This window comes from Maribacter sp. R86514, from assembly GCF_044597005.1.
Taxonomy (GTDB): Bacteria; Bacteroidota; Bacteroidia; order Flavobacteriales; family Flavobacteriaceae; genus Maribacter.
On sequence record NZ_CP138999.1, the window covers coordinates 305,651 to 322,151 of the forward strand.

15 protein-coding genes are annotated in these 16,501 nt (G+C 36.6%); 8 read left to right on the forward strand and 7 right to left on the reverse strand.

Features of this window, described 5'->3' with window-relative positions; all coding sequences use genetic code 11:
- Positions 1-75: 75 nt before the first annotated feature.
- On the reverse strand, positions 76-1,503 hold the full coding sequence (locus SJY30_RS01275) for an amidohydrolase (protein WP_396633818.1): 1,428 nt from the start codon (positions 1,501-1,503) through the stop codon (positions 76-78).
- 100 nt (positions 1,504-1,603) lie between these two features.
- Here SJY30_RS01275 and SJY30_RS01280 point away from each other — a divergent pair, with 100 nt between their 5' ends.
- The gene (locus tag SJY30_RS01280) at positions 1,604-2,896 is read left to right on the forward strand and encodes an NAD(P)/FAD-dependent oxidoreductase (protein WP_396633819.1); all 1,293 of its coding nucleotides are present in this window, start codon (positions 1,604-1,606) and stop codon (positions 2,894-2,896) included.
- Between the two features lie 405 nt (positions 2,897-3,301).
- A complete protein-coding gene (locus tag SJY30_RS01285) occupies positions 3,302-3,544 on the forward strand; it encodes a hypothetical protein (RefSeq protein WP_396633820.1) in 243 nt (80 codons plus the stop codon).
- Here the strand turns inward: SJY30_RS01285 and xerD are convergent.
- Complete coding sequence (xerD, locus tag SJY30_RS01290) at positions 3,541-4,443, reverse strand: site-specific tyrosine recombinase XerD (protein WP_396633821.1); 903 nt, start codon at positions 4,441-4,443, stop codon at positions 3,541-3,543. The two genes, SJY30_RS01285 and xerD, sit on opposite strands and share 4 nt — an antisense overlap.
- 211 nt (positions 4,444-4,654) lie before the next feature.
- Between xerD and SJY30_RS01295 the strand changes: the two genes are divergently transcribed.
- Both SJY30_RS01295 and aroQ read left to right on the forward strand, forming a co-directional pair.
- Positions 4,655-5,173, forward strand: a complete 519-nt coding sequence (locus tag SJY30_RS01295) for an outer membrane beta-barrel protein (protein ID WP_396633822.1) — start codon at positions 4,655-4,657, stop codon at positions 5,171-5,173.
- Positions 5,174-5,240: 67 nt separating this feature from the next.
- Positions 5,241-5,657 carry a type II 3-dehydroquinate dehydratase gene (gene aroQ / locus SJY30_RS01300; protein WP_396633823.1) on the forward strand — a complete coding sequence of 139 codons (417 nt, stop codon included), beginning with the start codon at positions 5,241-5,243 and terminating at the stop codon, positions 5,655-5,657.
- A 117-nt stretch (positions 5,658-5,774) separates the two neighbouring features.
- Here the strand turns inward: aroQ and SJY30_RS01305 are convergent, their stop codons facing one another.
- The 4 genes from SJY30_RS01305 to SJY30_RS01320 form a co-directional block, all read right to left on the reverse strand.
- On the reverse strand, positions 5,775-6,062 hold the full coding sequence (locus SJY30_RS01305) for a DUF3817 domain-containing protein (protein WP_396633824.1): 288 nt from the start codon (positions 6,060-6,062) through the stop codon (positions 5,775-5,777).
- Positions 6,063-6,083: 21 nt separating this feature from the next.
- A complete protein-coding gene (gene lpdA / locus SJY30_RS01310; RefSeq protein WP_396633825.1) occupies positions 6,084-7,475 on the reverse strand; it encodes a dihydrolipoyl dehydrogenase in 1,392 nt (463 codons plus the stop codon).
- Between the two features lie 196 nt (positions 7,476-7,671).
- Positions 7,672-8,169 (reverse strand): peptide-methionine (R)-S-oxide reductase MsrB, encoded by a 498-nt coding sequence (gene msrB, locus SJY30_RS01315; protein WP_396633826.1) that lies wholly within the window; start codon positions 8,167-8,169, stop codon positions 7,672-7,674.
- A 163-nt stretch (positions 8,170-8,332) separates the two neighbouring features.
- The gene (locus SJY30_RS01320; RefSeq protein WP_396633827.1) at positions 8,333-8,914 is read right to left on the reverse strand and encodes a collagen-like protein; all 582 of its coding nucleotides are present in this window, start codon (positions 8,912-8,914) and stop codon (positions 8,333-8,335) included.
- Between the two features lie 173 nt (positions 8,915-9,087).
- Here SJY30_RS01320 and glgB point away from each other — a divergent pair, with 173 nt between their 5' ends.
- The 4 genes from glgB to SJY30_RS01340 all read left to right on the forward strand — a co-directional run bounded on the left by glgB (position 9,088) and on the right by SJY30_RS01340 (position 15,708).
- A complete protein-coding gene (gene glgB / locus SJY30_RS01325) occupies positions 9,088-10,983 on the forward strand; it encodes a 1,4-alpha-glucan branching protein GlgB (RefSeq protein ID WP_396633828.1) in 1,896 nt (631 codons plus the stop codon).
- Positions 10,984-11,066: 83 nt separating this feature from the next.
- Positions 11,067-13,469, forward strand: coding sequence for a glycoside hydrolase family 31 protein (locus tag SJY30_RS01330; RefSeq protein ID WP_396633829.1), 2,403 nt, complete (start codon positions 11,067-11,069; stop codon positions 13,467-13,469).
- A 36-nt stretch (positions 13,470-13,505) separates the two neighbouring features.
- Complete coding sequence (locus SJY30_RS01335) at positions 13,506-14,315, forward strand: M48 family metallopeptidase (RefSeq protein WP_396633830.1); 810 nt, start codon at positions 13,506-13,508, stop codon at positions 14,313-14,315.
- A gap of 61 nt (positions 14,316-14,376) precedes the next feature.
- Positions 14,377-15,708 (forward strand): MFS transporter, encoded by a 1,332-nt coding sequence (locus SJY30_RS01340; RefSeq protein ID WP_396633831.1) that lies wholly within the window; start codon positions 14,377-14,379, stop codon positions 15,706-15,708.
- Positions 15,709-15,754: 46 nt separating this feature from the next.
- On the opposite strand, the gene SJY30_RS01345 is transcribed toward SJY30_RS01340, so the two are convergent.
- The gene (locus SJY30_RS01345; protein ID WP_396633832.1) at positions 15,755-16,480 is read right to left on the reverse strand and encodes a head GIN domain-containing protein; all 726 of its coding nucleotides are present in this window, start codon (positions 16,478-16,480) and stop codon (positions 15,755-15,757) included.
- Positions 16,481-16,501: the final 21 nt, after the last annotated feature.

Below are 16,501 nucleotides of genomic sequence, written 5' to 3' on the forward strand. Positions count from 1 at the left end.
TACAAGAATTCTTTAATTAAATAAAAAAAGTGCCAAAATTGACTTTGGCACTTTTTATAGTATATACCTCTAAAATTATTTTCTGTAATCTAATGCAGGAGCTCTATCCCCCAAAAGCGGTATATACTTAAAATCTGTACCTCTTTTTTCTAAGAACTCAGCTTTGGCAGATGCTACCAATTTTTTATCCTTGAATAAATCAATTGCGGTCATGGTCAATGTTTTTGCAGCGATCATCATGCCTTTGTTACCAATAGATGTTCCGCCAGCGGCAACTGCTTGCCAGCTATGCGCAGGTGTGCCTGGTACCCAAGTAGCAGTACTAAAACCAACAGTTGGTACGGTGAAACTAACATCGCCAACATCTGTAGAACCAAATGCTTTAGCTTCGGTTTTGTATGGTTGTACACTTTTTGCCGTAGCAAGATCAGCCTTTTGTCGACCTAATGATTTTGCGATTTTATCGGCAAAAGCCTTTTCTTCTGCTGTATATTCCATTCCGCCAACTTCAGATAAGTTTTCGTGCATCACTTTCTGTAAAGTAAGATTTGGTAGTAATTCATGCGTGCCACCGATCATTTCATAATCCATAGTTGTACCGGTACCCAATGCAGCACCTTCGGCAGCTTTTACCATACGGTCAAAAATTTCTATAACTACGTCACGTCTATTATGTCGGGCATAGTAATATACTTCTGAGAAATCAGGGATTACGTTAGGTGCTTTACCGCCATCTGTAATAACATAATGTATACGAGCTTCTTGTGGTATATGCTCACGCATCATATTTATCATCATATTCATAGCTTCAACACCATCTAAAGCAGAACGACCTTTATCTGGTGATGCCGCGGCATGAGCAGAAATACCGTGAAATCTAAATTTAGCCGATTTGTTAGCCAAAGCTGCGCCGGCACTTGCTGCATTTTGTGCTCCAGGGTGCCAATGTAGAGCAATGTCTACATCATTAAAAAGTCCCTCGCGAACCATATATACTTTTCCTGAACCACCTTCTTCCGCTGGTGTACCGTAAAAACGTATAGTTCCTTTAGAGTTGTTAGCTTCTAACCAATCTTTCGTTGAAATGGCAGCAGCTGTAGAGGCCGTACCGAATAAATGGTGCCCACATGCATGACCTGCCGCGGCACCGGCAGATTCTTTTTCAGAGACCGCTTTTTGAGAAAGACCGGGTAAGGCATCGAATTCGCCCATTATGGCAATTACAGGACTACCACTGCCGTATTCTGCTATAAAAGCAGTTGGTATACCGGCAACACCTTTTTTTATAGTGAAACCAGCATCTTGTAAGGTCTTTTGAAGAAGACCGGAGCTTTGTTCTTCTTGGTATCCCATTTCTGCGAATTCCCAAATATTTTGAGCTATAATTCCGTATTCGGCACTTTTTTGCTCTAAATTTTTAATAATATCTTTTTCGCTCTTTTGAGCGTTCATCGAATAAAAGGAAGTACCGAGTACTACCAATAAAATAAGGGTTTTACGCATGGTGCTATTTGTTTGAGTTATCTTTTAAAGATACTAAAAACACATTATTATTTTAAAGTAGAAGTCCATTTGTTTAATTTAGCATTTAAGTATTCATACTATGAACATACCTCTTTCGAGCTATCCTAGAATTGTGATAATAGGTGGTGGTTTTGGCGGAGTCTCTCTCGCTAAAAAATTAAGTAAGCAAGAAGTACAGGTCGTTCTTATCGATAAGAACAATTACCATACTTTTCAACCATTATTATATCAAGTATCTACAGGCGGTCTTGAGCCAGATTCTATAGCATACCCTTTACGTAAGGTTTTGATAGGTTACGATAATTTTTATTTTCGTTTAGCAGAGGTTGATTATATAGATACCGCAAGTAAAAAAGTAAATACGAATATCGGTGATATCAGTTTCGATTATTTAGTGGTGGCGACAGGTTCTGAGACCAATTTCTTTGGTAATAAGGAGATTGAAAAGAATGCGATGAGCATGAAGTCTATTCCACAATCGTTGAATCTACGTAGTTTAATATTAGAGAATTTTGAACAAGCGCTACTTACAGATGATTATCATGAAAGAGACGCGTTAATGAATTTCGTAATTGTAGGTGGTGGACCAACAGGGGTAGAGTTGTCTGGTGCCTTGGCAGAGATAAAGAAAGGTATTTTACCAAAAGACTATCCTGATTTAGATACCAGAAGGGCGCAGATAAATTTAGTGCAAGGAGGAGATTGCTTATTGCCGGGTTTTAGTGCGCAAGCATCGAAAAAAGCAGAGGACTTCTTAGAAAAATTAGGAGTGCAAGTATGGAAAGGAGTTCGTGTTACCGGGTATAATGGCAAAACGGTTACCACAAAAACAGATCTTAAATTCGATGCGGCAACCGTAGTTTGGGCTGCCGGGGTAAAAGGAGCTGGTATAAAAGGTTTAGATGCAGAAGATGTTATTGCAGGTGGTAATAGAATAAATGTAAACGAATATAATCAGGTAATAGGTCATCCAGAGATATTCGCTATTGGTGATATTGCTTGCATGGCGACAGAAGATAATCCTCGTGGGCATCCAATGGTAGCGCAACCGGCAATTCAACAAGGAAATTTATTGGGTAAAAATTTAATAAATCTAATAGAGAACAGACCTATGCAGCCGTTTGTGTATTTTGATAAAGGTAGTATGGCTACTATTGGAAGAAACAAAGCGGTTTGCGATATTAAGAAATTTAGGTTTCAAGGTGTTTTTGCTTGGTTTGTTTGGATGTTCGTACACCTTTTTTTCTTAATCGGATTCAGAAACAGAATGGTCGTATTTATCAATTGGGTATATAACTACATTCGCTTTGATCGTGAAGCACGATTAATCATCCGTCCGTTTCAAAGAGACTATAGTCAGTTTAAAGATTAGGAGTTTTTCAATTTATGTAGGATAGAAGTTTTCTAAATGCTTGGAAGTTAAATTTTTGCCAAGTATTTCGTTGGTTCTTATTTTTAAAATATCTTTTGTAGGAATTTATTTCAATAACCGATATTTGACCTATGAAAGTTCTTGTACATAGTTTTCTATTCTTATTTGTAATTGTTTCTAAAGGTCAGGAAGTAGAAGAACCGCCAGTAACAAACTTACCATCGTCATTAACCGGAATATCTATAACCGGGCAACGCATATCCTGCTTCTGCAATTGGTGATGTTCATAAGCCGTTTATGGTGCAATACGGAGTTTCAAAATCGTTTCAATTAGAACTTCAAGGTTTTTATGATACGTATATATTAAGTGAAAGATTTAGATCCAGCGTATTAGCTAAAGTATACATGAATAAACGATTATATTTACTTGGTGGGCTAGAAGCAGGGATAGCTACGGAAAATGCAGGTGTTGCACAAACACCATATCGTATTGGTTTTGCTACCGGGATAGGATATGATGTTGATCCTGATTTAATGATTGAGTTGAAGACTAATGTACAATTCAACAACCCGAGCATAGGTGCTTTTGGTGAAAAGCATGTAGTAACGCCTGCTGCACTTACAATAGGTAGTAAGTGGAAATTTTAATGATTTGTTCTAGGGTGATACGTATTCATGACCTCTGCTAAATGCGAACGGTCTACATGCATGTAAATTTCTGTAGTAGTAATACTCTCATGACCCAGCATTTGTTGAATAGAGCGTAAATCAGCTCCGTTTTCTAGTAAGTGAGTAGCAAAAGAGTGTCTGAAGGTATGGGGGCTAATACTTTTCTTTAAGTCAATTGTTATGGCTAAGTTTTTTACGATGGTAAATATCATTGCTCTTGTAAGTTGCCTGCCACGTCGGTTAAGAAATAGAATATCTTGAAACCCTTCCTGTATTTTTAAGTGAACTCTAATTTCGTTTCTATAAATATCAATGTATTTCTTGTTCACAGCACTAATAGGTACAAAGCGTTGTTTGTCTCCTTTGCCGGTAACCTTAATAAAATCTTCCTCAAAAAAAAGGTCAGAAATTTTCAATCCTATTAGTTCAGAAACTCTAAGTCCGCAGCCATATAAAGTTTCTAACATAGCTCTGTTGCGTTCTCCTTCGGCTGAGCTTAAATCTATAGCACTAATCAATTTATCTATATCATTTTCAGAAAGTGTATCAGGTAATTTGCGTCCAATTTTAGGCGATTCTATTAAATCTAATGGGTTGTCTTTTCTGTAATCTTCAAAAATAAGATAGTTGAAAAAACTTTTGAGTCCTGATATTATACGTGCCTGTGACCTTGGGTTAACCACTTTGGCAATTTCATAAATAAACTGTTGAACAGTGCTTTTGTCAATTAGAATAGGCGTAGCGTTTATATTGTGGTTTTCGAGAAAAGACATTAGCTTTTCAATATCCATAGTATAGCTCTGAATAGAGTTTTTAGACAGACCACGCTCAAGTTTTAAATAGGTGGTGTAATCTTTTAGCGCGTGTTTCCAATTCATGGTTTAAAGATAGAGAATACATAAATTCTGTAGGGCATAAATTATAGCGCTTAGAAAAAAATGCAGAATTATTTGGTGTAAATTTTCTAATTTATATAACGTATAACCTACCTAAATGTAAAATGCACAACTACTTTCACGGTGTTCACAACAAAGATGCCTATAAGCTTAGTCTTACCTTTATTTTTGAAGAAAATAAACCAACCATACCATGAATAAGTTTTTCATTTTATTATTTGCCTTATGTCTTTCAACCGGAGTTTTTGCTCAAGAAGGCTTTAAGTTCGGTATTCAAGGAGGTATTCCGTTAGATGATTATAATGAAGCGGTAAGTGTCGTCCTTGGGGCAGATTTCTCCTATATGTATCCTTTAGGTGAAGTAGTGGATATAGGTCCGGCAGTAGGTTATATACATGGTTTTGCGGAAACCTTTCAAACAACTATTATTAGAGAAGAGCAAGAGGCTGTTCAGTTTTTGCCACTGTCTGCAGGGGTTCGTTTTTGGACATCAAATTATTTCTCGTTTGGAGGGAATGTAGGTTACGCCATGGGAATAAGTGATGGTAACGAAGGCGGTCTTTACTACAGACCTACAATTGCATATTTAATGAGTTCAAGTGTAGAGGTCAATCTTTCTTATACTGGTATAGATATTGAAGAAACAACATGGTCTACAGTGACCTTGGGTATCGTTTACAATTTCGAGCCTAAATATAGAACGCGTCGCTAAAGAAATACTATAGTTTACTTCTCATATTTCTAATTCATTGTAAGGTAACATTCGTTATTTTTGATATATGAAGATTATCATTATAAATGGTCCCAACTTAAATTTATTAGGAAAAAGGGAGCCAGAAGTATACGGTTCAGAAACTTTTGAAGATTACTTTTCAAAACTACAATTCAAATTTAAAGATGTTGAATTGGAGTATTTTCAATCAAATATAGAAGGTGAGTTGATTTCTAAAATACAGGAAACCGGCTTTTCATATGATGGTATCGTTTTGAATGCCGCAGCGTACACACATACATCGGTGGGTATTGGCGATGCTGTAAAAGCAGTTGAAACTCCTGTAATAGAAGTTCATATATCTAATACACATCAGCGTGAAGAATTTAGGCATATATCTTATATATCGCCAGCTGCAAATGGTGTAATATTAGGTTTTGGTTTAAAAAGTTATGATCTTGCTATTGAGAGTTTTTTATTTTAGCTAGTGTAAAAATATAAAAACACTTCTCGCACTTATTTCTATATCTTAAAATTAACCATTATCGCAATTTTAAGGGTTTTCTGTAAGAGTGAGTTCTAATTTATTGGAAAATGATTCTTAAGCGTTGTCTTCGGTTCTTAAATATTTCTCCTCCACGTAAAAAGTAGCAAAAGGTAGCAATGAAGCTATACCGAAAATAAATATCTTTTTAAAGCTCCATTTATGGGTAAACCCCACGATTAAAGTTAGGGCGATAAAGGCAATGAAAAGTACGCCGTGGGCGTAACCGACTAACTTATTAGGTTCTGGTATTTCTGCCCAATATTTTAAAGGCATGGTTACTCCGAACAACGCCAAATAAGAGATTCCTTCTAAAATTGCCGTTGCTCGAAATAATTTTAACATGCTATAGTTTATTGTAATTAATTATAAATGGATAACCTCGTCATAAGCCGCTGCAGTCGCTTCCATAACAGCTTCGCTCATTGTTGGGTGTGGGTGAACGGCTTTCAATACTTCATGCCCAGTGGTTTCAAGTTTTCGACCTAGAACCGCTTCGGCGATCATATCGGTAACACCAGCACCGATCATATGACAACCTAGCCATTCGCCATACTTGGCATCGTATATAACTTTAACGAATCCTTCAGAGGCACCGGCAGCTTTTGCCTTACCACTTGCAGAGAAAGGAAATTTACCAACTTTAATTTCAATACCTTGTTCTCTAGCTTGCTTTTCGGTTAAACCAACAGAAGCAATTTCTGGAGAACAGTACGTACAGCCAGGTATGTTACCGTAATCTAAGGGTTCAACGTGCATTTCCGCTATTTTTTCAACACATAAAATACCTTCTGCAGAAGCAACGTGTGCTAGTGCGGGTCCTGGTGTAACATCACCTATGGCAAAGTATCCTGGTATGTTGGTTTGGTAGTAATCATTTACCAAAATCTTATCTCTATCGGTAGCGATACCAACATCTTCTAATCCTATATTTTCAATATTGGTTTTAATACCAACGGCAGATAATACGATATCAGCTTCAAGAACTTTTTCGCCTTTAGCTGTTTTAACGGTAGCTTTTACACCATCGCCAGAGGTGTCAACAGAAGTAACCTCTGCAGAAGTCATGATTTTAACCCCCGCTTTTTTGAAGCTTCTTTCTAATTGCTTTGAAACATCTTCATCTTCAACAGGTACGATATTAGGTAAATATTCAACAACGGTAACTTCGGTACCCATAGAGTTGTAGAAGTAAGCGAATTCAATACCGATAGCGCCACTACCAACAACGATCATTTTCTTTGGTTGCTTGTCTAAGGTCATTGCCTGTCTGTAACCAATAATTTTCTTACCGTCTTGTGGTAAACTCGGAAGTTCGCGACTTCTAGCTCCGGTAGCTACAATAATATTACTGGCACTGTATTCAGTAGTAGAACCATCTTCAGCCTTAACAGAAACTTTCTTTCCTGGCTTTAAAGTACCGTAACCTTTAATAACCTCAATTTTATTCTTCTTCATCAAGAACTGAACACCTTTGCTCATGCCTTCGGCAACGCCACGGCTTCTTTTGACTACAGCATCAAAATCTTTATCTGCACCTTTGATTTTTAAACCGTAATCTTCTGCATGTTTCAAGTATTCAAATACTTGTGCAGATTTCAACAAAGCTTTGGTAGGTATACAACCCCAATTTAAGCAAACGCCGCCTAAACTTTCTTTTTCAATAATGGCAGTCTTAAAGCCTAATTGTGCAGCCCTAATTGCGGTAACATATCCGCCAGGACCACTACCTAAAACGATAATATCGAAAGTGCTCATATTTTGATTTTTTGTAGTTTTTATTGAACTGCAAAAATACAAAACCTAATTGAGATTGATTGTAGGATTTTGAAATATGACCTTTATTATGAAATTGTGATATTTTGAAACAGGTCTAGTCAGTTTGCTATGAATATGATAGAAATGAAAAAGAGACCTTTAAAGGCCTCTTGTATCTAATGTTTATAGTAGAAAACTATTCTGCGGGAACAAAATCTAAGGCTACACCATTTATGCAATGACGTAAACCCGTAGGGTTTGGACCGTCTTCAAAAACATGACCTAAATGACCTCCACAAGTGGCGCAATGTTCTTCGGTTCTTTTGTAGCCGATTTTATAATCTACATCATAGGCTACGTTGCCTTTGATTTCTTCATAGAAACTTGGCCATCCGGTACCAGAATCGAATTTTGTATCACTCTTAAATAGGGGAGTGGCACAGGCGGCACAAACGTAGGTTCCCGTTTTTTTATTATCTAAAAGCTCGCTGGTAAATGGATTTTCAGTTGCGGCTTCACGAAGTACGTAATATTCAGAATCTGTTAACTCCTTCTTCCACTCGCTATTCGTTTTTTGTACGGCAAATTCTTTTTTATCACTCGTTTTGGTTGAGGTTTCCATCTCTTTTTCTTGAGAAGTACCTTTACAGCTTACAAAAAGTACTAATAGGGCAATTACAATATTAATTTTCATTTTTTCAATTTTTTTTTTAATTCTGTCGGCGAAATTACCTATTCCTTTCAATGTAATATATGTACGAGGATTTTTAAGTTAAAGTTTTAATAATTGGAAATAAAAAAGCCTTTGAGAAATGCTCAAAGGCTTTAGCTTAAATAGGTTAATTTACCCAGGGATATTATTGTAGTGTTACTTTTTGTACTTGTTCTTCGGTAACACCTAAATGAGCCATTACAGAATTAATGTTTGAAGTATCTAATTTGCCCGTTGTTGATTCTGCCGGTAATACAGCAATTCTAAAAACCTGATTATCAGTATCGCCTGCTTGTAAAGTAGCTAGGTCGAAATCCGACTCTAAGAATATATTTACATCTAAAAAAGTATAGTCATAGTTATATTGTAGAAGTCCTTGATCTAGAATTCTTGTTTGTGGCATTAATCTCCAAATATCAACAGATTCACCATTGCTATCTTCGGTAACATCCCAAAGCATGTAAACCAAAACCACATCGGTTTCAAAAACTTCTATACTTTGTGGAAATTCGTAAAATATAGAATAGTCATTATCTAAGGTAAAGGTACCTTCAATATCTACTACTTGACCTAATATATTAATCCCGTCTGCACCGTCTACACCATCTATCCCATCAAATCCGTCAGCGCCATCAAATCCGTCAAATCCCGGAGGTCCTTGTGGTCCTTCACACGATATAATAAATAAGGCTGCTAGTGCTCCAATAAATAAATTTAGTTTTCTCATAATGTTATAATTTTTCGGTTTGAGTTTTAATTTTGAAATGTTGTTTCAAAAAGCGTTCCATTTTTGGTATTTAGATATTTAAATCGGATATTAACTGCTAAATTAACAACAAAGAAGAATTGAAGTCGGTTGTCTTTAAAAGATGATTAGATTTACAAAAATAAATACTTCATATGCCCAACGTTCAAGTTCACTCACTTTTTACTGATTTTGATATTGATCTTTTTAAAGGAGGTAAGCATTATCGACTTTATGAAAAATTGGGGTCACATTTGGTAGAAGTAGATGGAATAGCCGGTACTTACTTTGCGGTATGGGCACCGTCAGCAAAATCTGTATCTGTTGTTGGTAATTTTAATTCGTGGAATGTTGAGGAACACCAATTGAATGTTAGATGGGATTCTAGCGGTATTTGGGAAGGATTTATACCTAATATTGGAAAAGGCGAAATCTATAAATATAAGATACAGTCTAATAACAATGATATTTGGACAGAGAAAGCAGATCCTTTTGCAAGATATTGTGAGCACCCGCCAAATACAGCATCTATAATTTGGACTGCCGAGCATGATTGGAAAGATGATGCTTGGATGGGGTATAGAAAAGATAAAAACGGATTGGACAAACCATACTCCGTTTATGAAGTGCATTTAGGGTCATGGAAGAAAAATGCAGAGAATAAGTTTTTGACCTATAAAGAGTTTGCAATAGACCTTGTAAATTATGTAAAGGAAATGGGGTATACCCATGTTGAGTTTATGCCTGTTATGGAGTATCCTTATGATCCATCTTGGGGTTATCAGCTTACAGGTTATTTTGCACCAACATCAAGATTTGGTTCTCCAGAAGAATTCAAATTTTTGGTAGATACCTTTCATCAAAATGATATAGGAGTAATTTTAGACTGGGTACCTTCTCATTTTCCAGAAGATGCGCATGGACTAGGTTTTTTTGACGGTTCAAATTTATATGAGCACCCAGATAGAAGAAAGGGGTATCATACAGATTGGAAAAGTCTGATCTTTAACTACGGTAGAAATGAGGTTAGGGCTTTTCTTATAAGTAATGCCATTTTTTGGTTAGATCAGTTTCATGTAGACGGTCTACGAGTAGATGCTGTGGCTTCTATGCTGTACTTAGATTATTCTAGGGAAGATGGTGAATGGGAGCCGAATATGTATGGTAACAACGAAAATTTGGAGGCGATGTCATTTATACGTGAATTGAATGAGGCCGTTTATTCTAATTTTGACGGAGTACAGACCATTGCTGAAGAATCTACTGCATTTACAGGTGTGTCTAAGCCTGTGGAACACGGTGGGTTAGGTTTTGGTATGAAGTGGATGATGGGGTGGATGCACGATACGTTGCAATTCTTTAAAAAAGAACCTATTTATAGAAAACACCACCAAAACGATTTAACCTTTAGTATGACCTATGCTTTTACCGAGCATTTTATGTTGCCTTTTTCTCATGATGAGGTAGTTTATGGTAAGCAGTCATTGGTTTATAGAATGCCAGGAGATGAATGGCAACGTTTTGCGAATCTAAGATTGTTGTTTGGGTATATGTTTACACACCCGGGTACCAAATTAATGTTCATGGGTGGTGAATTCGGTCAAACGGCAGAATGGAATTTTGAGCAAAGTTTAGACTGGCATTTATTGCAGTACGATGGGCATAAAGGAATTCAAGATTTTGTTAAAGATTTAAACCATTTATATAAAAGCTCGCCGGCATTGTACGAGAAGCAATTTAGTCCAGAAGGTTTTCAATGGATCGACTATAGTGATCACGAAAATTCTGTGCTTACATATGTTCGCAAGGGTCATGATGAGAAAAATGATTTGATAATTGCCTGTAATTTTACACCGGTTCCAAGAGAAAATTATAGAATTGGCAACCCTAAAAAAGGGAAACTAACAGAAGTATTAAATAGTGATGCTGCCAAGTATGGTGGTGGCGGTAATGTCAATAGCAAGGTAAAGTCATCTACTAAGGCATCTCATGGTTATAAAAAATCGATTGAAATTACAATTCCCCCATTAGGCATTGTAATACTGAAATAACTTTAGAAAATTGCACAATAAATCGGCAATTTTAGAGTATTTCTGTAGTACTATTAATTTGATATTTTTTAATTTATTAGTTCATGATCACAAATACAGAGCTTGAGTATAAAGGTAATTTATACCCAAACCATATCGTTGAATTTTCGCAAGACTCAGATAAATTATATTTTACCACTGCTAATGGTGTGGTGCTGCAGATAACAATATTAAGAGGTAGCATTATTAGATTTAGGTATGCTACAAACTATAATTTTGAACCAGATTTTTCTTATGCAATAGACCCAGATGCTACAATGGGTTATAGTAGATTAGAGGTTGTAGAGACCGATACCGAGTATATAGTATCTACGGCCAGACTGAGTATTTTGGTGGATAAAATGACCTTAAGAACCCAGATTTCTGATTTAGAGGGTAATATCATCTGTGAAGATGAACTAGGTTTTCATTGGGAAGAAAATTATGAATATGGCGGCAACACCGTAAAATTGAGTAAAATAACCCAATCAGGTGAGAGTTTTTATGGTATGGGCGATAAGGCCATGCATAGCAACTTAAAAGGTAAAAGAGTAGAAAACTGGGTTACCGATCAATTTGCCTTTGCAAAAGAACAAGATCCCCTTTATAAGGCAATACCATTTTATATTGGCTTGAATAAAGGCAAGGCCTATGGTATTTATTTTGATAACAGTTTTAGAACAGGTTTCGATTTTTCTCAAGAGCGAAGAAATATAACCAGTTTTTGGGCAGATGGTGGTGAAATGAATTATTACTTCATTTTTGGACCGGATATGCCCAAGGTAGTAAGCTCATATTCTAGTCTTACAGGTACACCAGAATTACCGCCAATGTGGGCATTAGGTTTTCATCAATCTAAATGGAGTTATTATCCTGAGAGTAACGTAAAAGATATTACAAACGAATTTAGAAGATTGCAAATACCATGCGATGCTATTTATTTGGATATCGATTATATGGACGGGTTTAGATGTTTTACTTGGGATAAAAATCATTTTCCTGATCCAAAAAGAATGATTCAAGAGTTGGAGGATGACGGATTTAAGACCGTTGTAATGATAGATCCGGGCATAAAGGTAGATCGTAATTATTGGATTTATAATGAAGCTTTAGAGAATGGCTATTTCTGTAAAAGGGGAGATGGACCCTTAATGCACGGTAAGGTATGGCCGGGTGAGTGTAATTTTCCAGATTTTACAAATCCAGAGGTAAGAGAATGGTGGGCAGAGTTATATAAAGAATTTATGTCAGAATTAGGTGTGCATGCTGTTTGGAACGACATGAACGAACCGGCGGTAATGGAAGTACCTACAAAAACGGCACCTTTAGATACGCGACATGATTATGACGGTCACCCTTGTACACACAGAAAAGCGCATAATATTTATGGCATGCAAATGGTTAGGGCAACCTATGAAGGGGTTAAGAAATATGTCTATCCTAAACGACCATTTGTAATAACAAGAGCCGCGTTTGCCGGTACACAAAGATATTCTTCTACTTGGACAGGAGATAACGTGGCTACTTGGGAACATTTATGGATAGCCAACGTGCAGGTACAACGCATGTGTTTAACTGGCTACTCTTTTGTAGGTTCGGATATTGGCGGATTTGCCGAACAACCAGATGGAGAGTTATTTGCAAGGTGGATACAGCTAGGTGTTTTTCATCCGTTTTGTAGAGTACACTCCAGCGGGGATCATGGTGATCAAGAGCCATGGTCATTTGGTGCCGAGATTACCGATATCGTTAGAAAATTTGTAAATCTACGTTATCAATTGTTGCCGTATTTATATACTATGTTTTATAAATACGTAAAAGAAAACATCCCAATGATCCAGTCTTTGGTGTTCTTTGATCAAGAAGATAATCAAACCCATTTTAGAACAGATGAGTTTATTTTTGGGGAAAAAATATTGGTTTGTCCTATACAAGAACCTAACGCACAAGGGCGTAGAATGTATATGCCTCGTGGAGAATGGTACGATTTTTGGACTAACGAGTATGTAGTTGGGGGAAAAGAAAAATGGGTTGCTGCAGAAATAGATATGCTTCCTGTCTTCGTAAAAGCCGGCGCAATCATTCCAAAATATCCAGTTCAACAATATGTTGGTGAAAAGAAAATAGAAGAATTATTGTTAGAGGTGTATTTTAAGGAAGGTATAGAAACATCAGAAGTTTATGAAGACGCCTCGAATGGTTATGATTATAAAAAAGGAAGATATTCTTTAAGTAATTATAAATTGACCGGAAAGGATAATTCTTTGACCATTCAATTGTTTAAAGATGGCACCTTTGAGACTGAATATGAAAAAATGAAACTCAATTTTCATGGCCTTCCGTTTAAAATCGATAAGGTAATGATAGATAATGAAGAGGTGGCATTACACGATATATCTATAAATGATAATCATGATTTGCTAATAAGCAAAAATTTTACCTTATTGCATTTATCAGGAAAACAATAACTTTGTAGTTTAACGCCATTAACTAAATTTAATAAAATGAAAAAATTACTACTAATCGTATTCGTCTTTATCGGCGTATCCGCTTGTAAGGTTAACCCTTTTACAGGTCAGAAAACTTTAAATTTTTATCCTAATAGTCAGGTTTTTCCATCTGCGTTTGCACAATATGATCAATTTTTAACAGAAAACAACGTGGTAACCGGTACTACAGATGCCCAAATGATAACAAGGGTAGGTCAGCGTATCTCTAGTGCTGCAGAGCGTTGGTTGACTGCAAACGGTCATCCGGGTTATTTGGCAGACTATAAGTGGGAGTATAACTTGGTAAAAGATGAGACCGTTAACGCATGGTGTATGCCAGGGGGTAAAATTGTATTTTACACCGGTATTTTACCAATTACCCAAACAGAAACAGGTGTAGCTGTTGTAATGGGGCATGAAGTAGCTCATGCATTGGCTGATCATGGAGCACAGCGTATGAGTGCAGGAACCTTGCAACAATTAGGTGCAGTGGCAGGTAACGTTGCAATTAAAAATCAACAGACATTAGGGCTGTTCAACCAAGCATATGGGGTAGGCACACAATATTTGGGTATGTTACCATTTAGTAGAAGCCACGAGACAGAGGCCGATAGAATTGGTTTGCAGATTATGGCCATTGCAGGTTATGATCCTTATGAAGCTGCAGAGCTTTGGAAAAGAATGAAGGCAAACAGCGGTGGTCAGGCTCCGCCAGAATTTATGAGTACGCACCCTTCTAATGACACAAGAATTAATAACCTAACTGCCTGGGCGCCAGATGCTGCTGCTGAAGCAGCAAAATTTGGGGTAACGAAATTCAAGTAAAACCTTAATGATTATTGTATATTGAAGCCGTTCAGAAATGAACGGCTTTTTATTTTTATATATGGGAAAAACTATAATTGCAAAAGGGAGTAAAAAATTGTTGAACGCATGGGCCTTTTACGATTGGGCTAATTCGGTTTATAGTTTAGTAATTTCCTCGGCAGTTTTTCCAATATTTTACGGTGCACTTTTTAGAGTTGCCGACATTGAAAAAGTAACCGTTTTTGGCGGTGATATAGCCCGTGCTCCTTTAATAAGTTATACTACTTCTTTGGCATTTGTTTTTATAGCGATTGTTACACCCTTAGTGTCTGGTATTGCAGATTATCTCGGTAATAAAAAAATGTTCATGAAATTTTTTTGTTACTTAGGTGGACTCTCATGCATTGGCTTATACTGGTTTTCTTTAGAAAATATATACATAGGCTTAGCATGCTATTTCTTCGGACTGGTGGGATTTTGGGTCAGTTTTGCTATCAATAATTCATATTTACCCGATGTAGCTTTTCCAAGACAACAAGATGCGATTAGTGCCAAAGGCTTTACCTTAGGATATGTTGGTAGTGTGATTTTGCTCATTTTTAACTTGGCAATGGTAATGAAACCAGACTTCTTTGGTATCACTACGGATGAAGCTGGTGCTGCAGAAATAAAGGCAATGAAATATTCCTTTGTAACTGTAGGTATCTGGTGGATACTTTTTGCACAATACAGCTTTTACTATCTGCCAAAAGGATATAAGAAAGAGGGAAAAAGAACCAATATTGTTTTAAACGGATTCAAAGAGCTTCAGTTAGTATGGCATCAACTTGGTGAGCAGGTAAAACTTAAAAGATATCTAGGTGCCTTTTTTGTATATAGTATGGCCGTGCAGACTGTAATGTTAATCGCTACATACTTTGGAGAAGAAGAAATAGCATGGGGAACAGATTCTGAACGTACAACAGGTTTGATAGTAAGTATATTGGTCATACAAATGGTAGCAATACTAGGTGCAACGGTAACTGCACGAGCATCGGAAAAATATGGAAACATTAAAACCTTAATGGTTGTCAATGCCTTTTGGGTAGGCATTTGTATATATGCCTATTTTGTTATTACACCGACAGATTTCTATATTGCCGCCGGTTGCGTAGGTTTGGTTATGGGAGGTATACAGGCACTGTCAAGATCTACGTATTCAAAATTTTTACCGGAGACTACAGACACCACTTCATTCTTCAGCTTTTATGATGTAGCTGAAAAAATAGGGATAATCATTGGTACTTTTCTTTATGGAATAATAGCGCAAAGAACAGGCAGCATGAGAAGTTCAATTATATTCTTAGGTATATTCTTCTTAATTGGAATGTTTTTGCTTACCAGGGTTAAAGAATCAAAAAAGCCCCTTTAAAAGAGGCTGTATTGAATTGATTGTTCGCTATTTTGGTTTTATCCTTTTATCCTTTGGAAATGTCTCCAGAACCAGAGGTTTTGGTATTTACCTTTTCAGGGTTACCTCTATAAGAAATATCACCGGAACCAGAAACCCTCGCTTTTAAAGATTTGTTTGCGGTAACCTGTATATCTGCAGAGCCAGATACCGTAGCGTCTACATTGTCAGCTTCAAGGTTGTATGCCTCAATATCGCCACTACCAGAAATAGTAGCTTCAAAGTCTGTGGTTTTACCACTTAAAGAAATATCTCCAGATCCAGACATTGAGGCTGAAATTGAATTAGAATCTATATCTAAAGTAATATCTCCTGATCCTGACATTGCGGTACTAAATTTATCTGCTTTGATTTTTGTCTTACTGACGATATCACCAGAACCAGATAAAGCAACGTGGCTAATTGATTCTACTGGTATTGTAATATGAATTCCAGATTTCCAATTGCTTGATTTTAGGTTAACGCCTTTCTCTGTTTTAATGACCAATTTGCCATCCTTTACTTCGGTAATAATATATTCCAATAGATTTTCTTCTCCTTCTAAGGTAATTTCTCCTTCGTTGCCAGAAACCAAGTCAACATCGAACCAGCCAGATACGGCTACCCCGTCATAATCACCGGTGTTTCTTTCAATGGTAACATTGTTTCCATTTCCTTTAATGGTCTTTCCCCATTGTGCTGAACAGGAAAGGGATATGAATCCTGCAAATAGTAATACACTTAATTTTTTCATGATTTTCATTTTTAATTGATT

What these genes read in the sequence shown, in the direction of transcription:
- SJY30_RS01275 (WP_396633818.1), bottom strand. Translation starts at nt 1,503, where the DNA reads ATGCGTAAAACCCTTATTTTATTGGTAGTACTCGGTACTTCCTTTTAT.
- SJY30_RS01280 (WP_396633819.1), top strand. Translation starts at nt 1,604, where the DNA reads ATGAACATACCTCTTTCGAGCTATCCTAGAATTGTGATAATAGGTGGT.
- SJY30_RS01285 (WP_396633820.1), top strand. Translation starts at nt 3,302, where the DNA reads ATGAATAAACGATTATATTTACTTGGTGGGCTAGAAGCAGGGATAGCT.
- xerD (WP_396633821.1), bottom strand. Translation starts at nt 4,443, where the DNA reads ATGAATTGGAAACACGCGCTAAAAGATTACACCACCTATTTAAAACTT.
- SJY30_RS01295 (WP_396633822.1), top strand. Translation starts at nt 4,655, where the DNA reads ATGAATAAGTTTTTCATTTTATTATTTGCCTTATGTCTTTCAACCGGA.
- aroQ (WP_396633823.1), top strand. Translation starts at nt 5,241, where the DNA reads ATGAAGATTATCATTATAAATGGTCCCAACTTAAATTTATTAGGAAAA.
- SJY30_RS01305 (WP_396633824.1), bottom strand. Translation starts at nt 6,062, where the DNA reads ATGTTAAAATTATTTCGAGCAACGGCAATTTTAGAAGGAATCTCTTAT.
- lpdA (WP_396633825.1), bottom strand. Translation starts at nt 7,475, where the DNA reads ATGAGCACTTTCGATATTATCGTTTTAGGTAGTGGTCCTGGCGGATAT.
- msrB (WP_396633826.1), bottom strand. Translation starts at nt 8,169, where the DNA reads ATGAAAATTAATATTGTAATTGCCCTATTAGTACTTTTTGTAAGCTGT.
- SJY30_RS01320 (WP_396633827.1), bottom strand. Translation starts at nt 8,914, where the DNA reads ATGAGAAAACTAAATTTATTTATTGGAGCACTAGCAGCCTTATTTATT.
- glgB (WP_396633828.1), top strand. Translation starts at nt 9,088, where the DNA reads ATGCCCAACGTTCAAGTTCACTCACTTTTTACTGATTTTGATATTGAT.
- SJY30_RS01330 (WP_396633829.1), top strand. Translation starts at nt 11,067, where the DNA reads ATGATCACAAATACAGAGCTTGAGTATAAAGGTAATTTATACCCAAAC.
- SJY30_RS01335 (WP_396633830.1), top strand. Translation starts at nt 13,506, where the DNA reads ATGAAAAAATTACTACTAATCGTATTCGTCTTTATCGGCGTATCCGCT.
- SJY30_RS01340 (WP_396633831.1), top strand. Translation starts at nt 14,377, where the DNA reads ATGGGAAAAACTATAATTGCAAAAGGGAGTAAAAAATTGTTGAACGCA.
- SJY30_RS01345 (WP_396633832.1), bottom strand. Translation starts at nt 16,480, where the DNA reads ATGAAAAAATTAAGTGTATTACTATTTGCAGGATTCATATCCCTTTCC.